We start from the raw sequence: 6,062 nt of genomic DNA, 5'->3' as shown, positions 1-6,062 counted from the left end.
CCCCGATCTGTCGCCTCTCGAGGCAGCGCAGGCTGACGCCCGCGACGTCCGATCAGATCGCGTCGATGATCGCGTTGAGCGTGGCGCTCGGCCGCATCGCCGCGGACGCCTTGGCGTCGTCGACCTTGTAGTAGCCGCCCAGGTCGACCGGGTTGCCCTGCACCCCGATCAGCTCGGTGTTGATCTGCTCCTCCTTGGCCGCTAGCTCCTCGGCCACGGACGTGAACCGCTCCTTGAGCTCGGCGTCCTGGTCCTGCGCGGCGAGGGCCTGGGCCCAGTACAGCGCGAGGTAGTAGTGGCTGCCGCGGTTGTCGATCTGGCCGACCTTGCGGGCCGGGGACTTGTTCTCGTCGAGGAAACGCCCGATCGCCACGTCGAGAGCGTCCGCCAGGACCTGGGCCTTGGCGTTGTCGAAGGTCGAGGCGAGGTGCTCGAGCGAGGCGCCCAGCGCGGAGAACTCGCCGAGCGAGTCCCAGCGCAGGTAGTCCTCCTTGACGAACTGCTGCACGTGCTTGGGCGCCGAGCCGCCCGCGCCGGTCTCGAAGAGCCCGCCGCCCGAGAGCAGCGGCACGATCGACAGCATCTTGGCGGAGGTGCCCAGCTCGAGGATCGGGAACAGGTCGGTGAGGTAGTCGCGCAGCACGTTGCCGGTGACGGAGATCGCGTCCTCGCCCGCCCGGATCCGCTCGAGGCAGTAGGTGATCGCCTCGACCGGCGCGAGCACCTCGATCTCCAGGCCGTCGGTGTCGTGGTCCTGGAGGTACCGCTCGACCTTGGCGATGACGTTGCGGTCGTGGGCGCGGCCCTGGTCGAGGTAGAACACGGCTGGGGCGCCGGTCGCGCGGGCGCGGGTCACGGCGAGCTTGACCCAGTCCTGGACCGGGATGTCACGCACCCGCGCCTGGCGCCAGACGTCCCCCGCCTCGACCTGGTGCTCCATGAGGGTGGTGCCCTCGGCGTCGGTGACCACGACGGTGCCGTCGCTCGGGATGACGAAGGTCGTGGGGTGGGAGCCGTACTCCTCGGCCTTCTGCGCCATGAGCCCGACGTTAGGGACCGTGCCGATGGTGGCGGGGTCCAGGGCGCCGTTGCGCTTGCAGTCCTCGATGACCGCTTGGTACATCGGGCCGTAGGAGCGGTCCGGGATCATCGCGAGGGTCGGCTGCAGCTCGCCCTGGGCGTTCCACATCTGGCCAGAGTCGCGGATGACGACGGGCATCGACGCATCGACGATGACGTCGCTCGGGACGTGCAGGTTGGTGATGCCGCGGTCCGAGTCGACCATCGCCAGGGCCGGGCGCTCGGCATACAGCCGCTCGATCGCCGAGGTGATGGCGTCCTGCGTGTCCTGGGGCAGGCCCGAGATCTTGGTGTAGAGGTCGCCGATGCCCTGGTTGGGGTTGAAGCCGACCTGCTCGAGGTCCGCCGCGAACTCCTCGAGCACCGGGGCGTAGAACGCGCGCACGGCGTGGCCGAACAGGACCGGGTCGGAGACCTTCATCATCGTGGCCTTGAGGTGCAGCGACAGCAGCAGGTCCTCGGCCTTGGCGGCGGCGATCTGCTCGTCGTAGAAGGAGCGCAGCGCCGCCGCGCTCAGGAAGGTGCCGTCCACGATCTCGCCCGCGAGCACGTCGACGCCGTCCTTGAGGACCGTCTCGGAGCCGTCCGCGCCGCGCAGGGTGATCGTCAGGGTCGAGTCGTGGTCCATGACCATCGACTTCTCGTTGCCGTAGAAGTCGCCGCCCGCCATGTCGACGACGCGGGCCTTGGCGTCCTGGCCCCAGGCGCCGAGCCGGTGCGGGTGCTTCTGGGCGAAGCTCTTGACCGACTGGGGGGCGCGGCGGTCCGAGTTGCCCTCGCGCAGCACGGGGTTGACGGCCGAGCCGAGGACCTTGGCGTAGCGCGCCTGGACGTCCTTGTCCTCCTCGGTCGTGGCGCTCTCGGGGTAGTCCGGGATGTCGTAGCCCTTGTCCTGCAGCTCCTTGATCGCGGCCTTGAGCTGCGGCACGGAGGCGGAGATGTTGGGGAGCTTGATGATGTTGGCCTCGGGCGACTGGGCCAGCGCACCCAGGTCGGCCAGCTTGTCCGGCACCCGCTGCTCGTCGGTGAGCCGCTCGGGGAACTGCGCGAGGATGCGGCCCGCGAGGGAGATGTCCGCCGTCTCGACCTCCACGCCACCGGCACCGGTGAAGGCCTGCACGATCGGCAGGAGGGAGTAGGTCGCGAGAGCCGGCGCCTCGTCGATCTTCGTCCACACAATCTTCTGTGACGTCATGAGAGTCTCCAAAGTCGTCGCTGCGGTGCGTGCCGTCGGCACGGCTCACGCCCACGATATCTCAACGTCGAGATATCGGCCCGGGGTGGCCCGGTGCTCCCCGGGAGGTGCGTGCCCTCACCCTATCCAGGGGGTATGACGGACCGCCCGCGGGGCCGCCGCCGGACGGGGTCGGGGCGCGTCAGCAGCTGCCCCGCGGGACGCGCACGACGTCGGGGGCGGACCGGCGCACGGCCCGCTGCAGCAGCGGTGAGCCGCTGACCCCGCCGGTCATCCCCGGTCGTGGTCGTCATGTCACTCAATGTCACCTAAATCGCTGCCAATAGCACTCTGAGTGACGAAAGAGGTGCCGTTCTTGTGCGCACCCGGGGACGAACCTGGACACGGGGTCACAAATTTCACCCGAACAGCACTCGATCGCCGTCGCGACGTGTCACCATGGGACCGCGACGACGCGCGTCCCGCGGGATCGGCCCACCGGCCGACCACGCCGAGGTCCCACCACGGACAGCTCGATCGTGCGCCCCGGGACGCTCCCCACCCACCACCTCAGGAGCACCACCGTGTCCCAGCCCAAGCTCGCCTCGCGCCTCGGCGCCGAGTTCCTCGGCACCTTCTGGCTCGTCTTCGGCGGTTGCGGCTCCGCGATCTTCGCGGCCCACGTCATGCACAAGTCCGACCCGGTCAACATGGGCATCGCCTTCGCCGGCGTCGCCCTGGCCTTCGGCCTCACCGTCCTCACCATGGCCTACGCCGTCGGCCATGTCTCCGGCGGCCACTTCAACCCCGCCGTCACCCTCGGCCTGACCGCGGCCCGGCGCTTCGATGTCAAGGACGTCCTGCCCTACATCGTCACCCAGTGCCTCGCGGCCTGCGCCGCCGGCGGCGTGCTCTACCTCATCGCCTCCGGCAAGGACGGCTTCGACGCCTCCAAGGGCTTCGCGGCCAACGGCTACGGCACCGGCTCCCCCGCCGGCTACTCGATGCTCGCCGTCCTCGTGTGCGAGGTCGTCTGCACCATGTTCTTCCTCTACATCATCCTCGGCGCCACCGACGACCGCGCCCCCGTGGGCTTCGCGCCCATCGCGATCGGCCTCGGCCTGACCCTGATCCACCTCATCTCCATCCCCGTCTCCAACACCTCGGTCAACCCGGCCCGCTCGCTCGGCGTCGCGTTCTACCAGGACGGTGCGCTCGGCCAGCTCTGGCTCTTCTGGGTCGCCCCGATCATCGGTGCGGTCATCGCCGGCCTGACCTACGCCACCATCACCGGCGTGAACCGCGCCGGCGTAGACGTCCAGGGCGAGCTCGAGACCCACGGCACCACCCGCGAGGACGGCGCCACCCGCGCCTGACCTTCTCCTGCTCGTACGACCCGGCGCCCGCCGCTGACGGTGACCCCGTCGGCGGCGGGCGCTCGGCATACGGCCGGAGGGCTGGTGTCTGCTGCGTCACCCCCGGCGCACCAGGAGGTGAGGGTGTCGGAGGTGGCTGATAGGTTCGAGCGGTACCCATTCGACCACCCGCGTGAAGGACGAACTCGTGAGCGCTACTCCCGTCAAGGTCGCCGTGACCGGCGCTGCCGGCCAGATCGGCTACAGCCTCCTCTTCCGCATCGCCAGCGGCGAGCTGCTCGGCAAGGACACCCCCGTCGAGCTGCGGCTGCTCGAGATCACCCCCGCGCTCAAGGCGCTCGAGGGCGTCGTCATGGAGCTCGACGACTGCGCCTTCCCGACCCTCGCCGGCGTCGTCATCGGTGACGACCCCGAGCAGATCTTCGCGGACGTCGACGCCGCGATGCTCGTCGGCGCCATGCCGCGCAAGGAGGGCATGGACCGCGCCGACCTGCTCGCCGCCAACGGCAAGATCTTCACCGGCCAGGGCGCCGCCCTCAACAAGGTCGCCCCCAAGGCCAAGGTCCTGGTCACCGGCAACCCGGCCAACACCAACGCCCTCATCGCGATGAACAACGCGCCGGACATGGCGCCCGAGCAGTTCAACGCCCTGACGCGCCTGGACCACAACCGCGCCAAGTCGATGCTCGCCAAGAAGCTCGGCGTCGGCGTCGCCGAGATCAAGGACCTCGCGATCTGGGGCAACCACGACGACTCGATGTACCCCGACCTGTTCAACACCACGGTCAACGGCAAGGCCGCGACGGAGCTCGTCGACGAGGCCTGGATCACCGGGGAGTACATCCCGACCGTCGCCACACGCGGCGGCGCGATCATCAAGGCGCGCGGCGCCTCGTCGGCCGCCTCCGCCGCCAACGCGACGATCGACCACATGCGCGACTGGATGCTCGGCACCGACGAGATCGTGTCGATGTCGGTGCCGTCCGACGGGTCCTACGGCGTGCCCGAGGGCATCATCTCCTCGTTCCCCTGCCGCGTGAAGGACGGGAAGTACGAGATCGTCCAGGGCCTGGAGCTCAATGACTTCTCGCGCGAGCGGATCATGGCGTCCGCCGCTCGCCTGGAGTCCGAGCGTGACCAGGTCAAGGCCCTCGGCCTCATCTCCTGACCCGCCGGGGGTAAAGGCATCGACCGGCCTTCGTTCGCCAGGCTGATGCCTCTACCGGGGGTAAAAGCATCGACCGGCCTTCGTTCGCCAGGCTGATGCCTCTACCGGGGGCAGGTTTTCCCCAGGTTGTCGCGTCAAGGCCCGCGTCGTCCACAGGTGACGACGCGGGCCTTCGCGCGTGCCCGCCCAGCCAGCAGGCTGCGGTCATGGAGATCACACATGCCCTGCCGCCGGATCCGATCTTCTCCACCGCCCAGGCCTATGCGATGGGCTGGTGCCGGCGCACCCTGGCCGAGGCACGCGCTGCCGGATGGTGCCACAGCGTGCTGCGCGGGTGGTACGCCCACGGCCCGTCCCCGGCATCGCCCGTCGACCGACACCTCGAGACCGTCGCCGCCACCCATCTCGAGCACGAGGGTCGCCTGGTCACCTCGGCGGTGTCGGCCTGCCTCTACCACGGATTGCCGGTCGACGATCGTGACCTCGCCCGGGTCATGGTCACGCGACGGGCCTCCGACGACGGCGCGACCCCGGCAGCCCATGGCACCTCGACGAGCCGGGTCCTCATCCGGTCGAGCTGCCGGCCCGAGGATGTCGACGACCGTGCGCCGGTGCTCACACCGGCCGCAGCGGTGGTCGAGTACGCGCTCCAGTCGGGCCTCCCGGCCGGCGTGGCCGCCGGAGATGCGGCGCTGCGTGCGGGCGTGGCGACGGTCGAGGGCATCACGGCGGCCATCGGTCGACGGGGCGGCCGCAACGGCATACGACGGGTGTCGATGCTCCCCGGGCTGCTCGATCCGCTCGCCGAGAACGGCGGCGAGAGCAAGGCGCGGCTCGCGCTGGTGCAGGTGGGGTTCGACCTGGAGTCCCAGGTGTGGGTCGAGACGTCGATCGGGTGGTTCAGGCCCGACTGGCGGGTGCGCGGCACCGCCACGCTGATCGAGCTGGACGGCGTGGCGAAGTACCTCGACGAGCAGGGCCGGCTGGTGACCTCCCGAGTCCGGGGGGACCGGACCAGGGATCGCGCCCTGGAGTCGACCGGTCATCGGGTCGTGCACCTGTCGATGGACGACATCGCCGCCCGGGACACGCTGCGGCCCTTGGTGGTCCAGCACGCGGGAGATGCCTTGCAAAAGCCAACCCCGCCGGCGTTGTCGGCGCGGACGCGCCCGAACGGACAAGGGTGGGGCGCGACCGGATGAACGAAGCCCGATCGACCGGCCTTGGTCACACCCGCCTGGGGAACGAAGGCCGGTCGATGCCT

Annotated in this window: 4 protein-coding genes; 3 read left to right on the top strand and 1 reads right to left on the bottom strand. The window is 70.0% G+C overall.

The window, feature by feature from the left end:
* Window positions 1–52: 52 nt before the first annotated feature.
* Window positions 53–2,275, bottom strand: a complete 2,223-nt coding sequence (locus B4E97_RS11955; protein WP_286960004.1) for an NADP-dependent isocitrate dehydrogenase — start codon at window positions 2,273–2,275, stop codon at window positions 53–55.
* Window positions 2,276–2,838: 563 nt separating this feature from the next.
* Between B4E97_RS11955 and aqpZ the strand changes: the two genes are divergently transcribed.
* The 3 genes from aqpZ (at window position 2,839) to B4E97_RS11940 (ending at window position 6,000) form a co-directional block, all read left to right on the top strand.
* Window positions 2,839–3,630: an aquaporin Z gene (aqpZ, locus tag B4E97_RS11950; protein ID WP_286960003.1), complete on the top strand. Its 792-nt coding sequence runs from the start codon at window positions 2,839–2,841 to the stop codon at window positions 3,628–3,630.
* Window positions 3,631–3,817: 187 nt separating this feature from the next.
* Complete coding sequence (locus tag B4E97_RS11945) at window positions 3,818–4,798, top strand: malate dehydrogenase (protein ID WP_286960002.1); 981 nt, start codon at window positions 3,818–3,820, stop codon at window positions 4,796–4,798.
* Window positions 4,799–5,004: 206 nt separating this feature from the next.
* Window positions 5,005–6,000 carry a hypothetical protein gene (locus tag B4E97_RS11940; RefSeq protein ID WP_019285589.1) on the top strand — a complete coding sequence of 332 codons (996 nt, stop codon included), beginning with the start codon at window positions 5,005–5,007 and terminating at the stop codon, window positions 5,998–6,000.
* Window positions 6,001–6,062 lie beyond the last annotated feature (62 nt).

Source organism: Arsenicicoccus sp. UBA7492 (genome assembly GCF_002479615.1).
GTDB lineage: Bacteria > Actinomycetota > Actinomycetes > Actinomycetales > Dermatophilaceae > Arsenicicoccus > Arsenicicoccus bolidensis.
This window is presented reverse-complemented; position numbering and strand designations above follow the sequence as displayed.

Excerpts from the sequence above, each read along its gene's own strand:
- B4E97_RS11955 (WP_286960004.1), bottom strand. The coding sequence starts at position 2,275 with ATGACGTCACAGAAGATTGTGTGGACGAAGATCGACGAGGCGCCGGCT.
- B4E97_RS11940 (WP_019285589.1), top strand. The coding sequence starts at position 5,005 with ATGGAGATCACACATGCCCTGCCGCCGGATCCGATCTTCTCCACCGCC.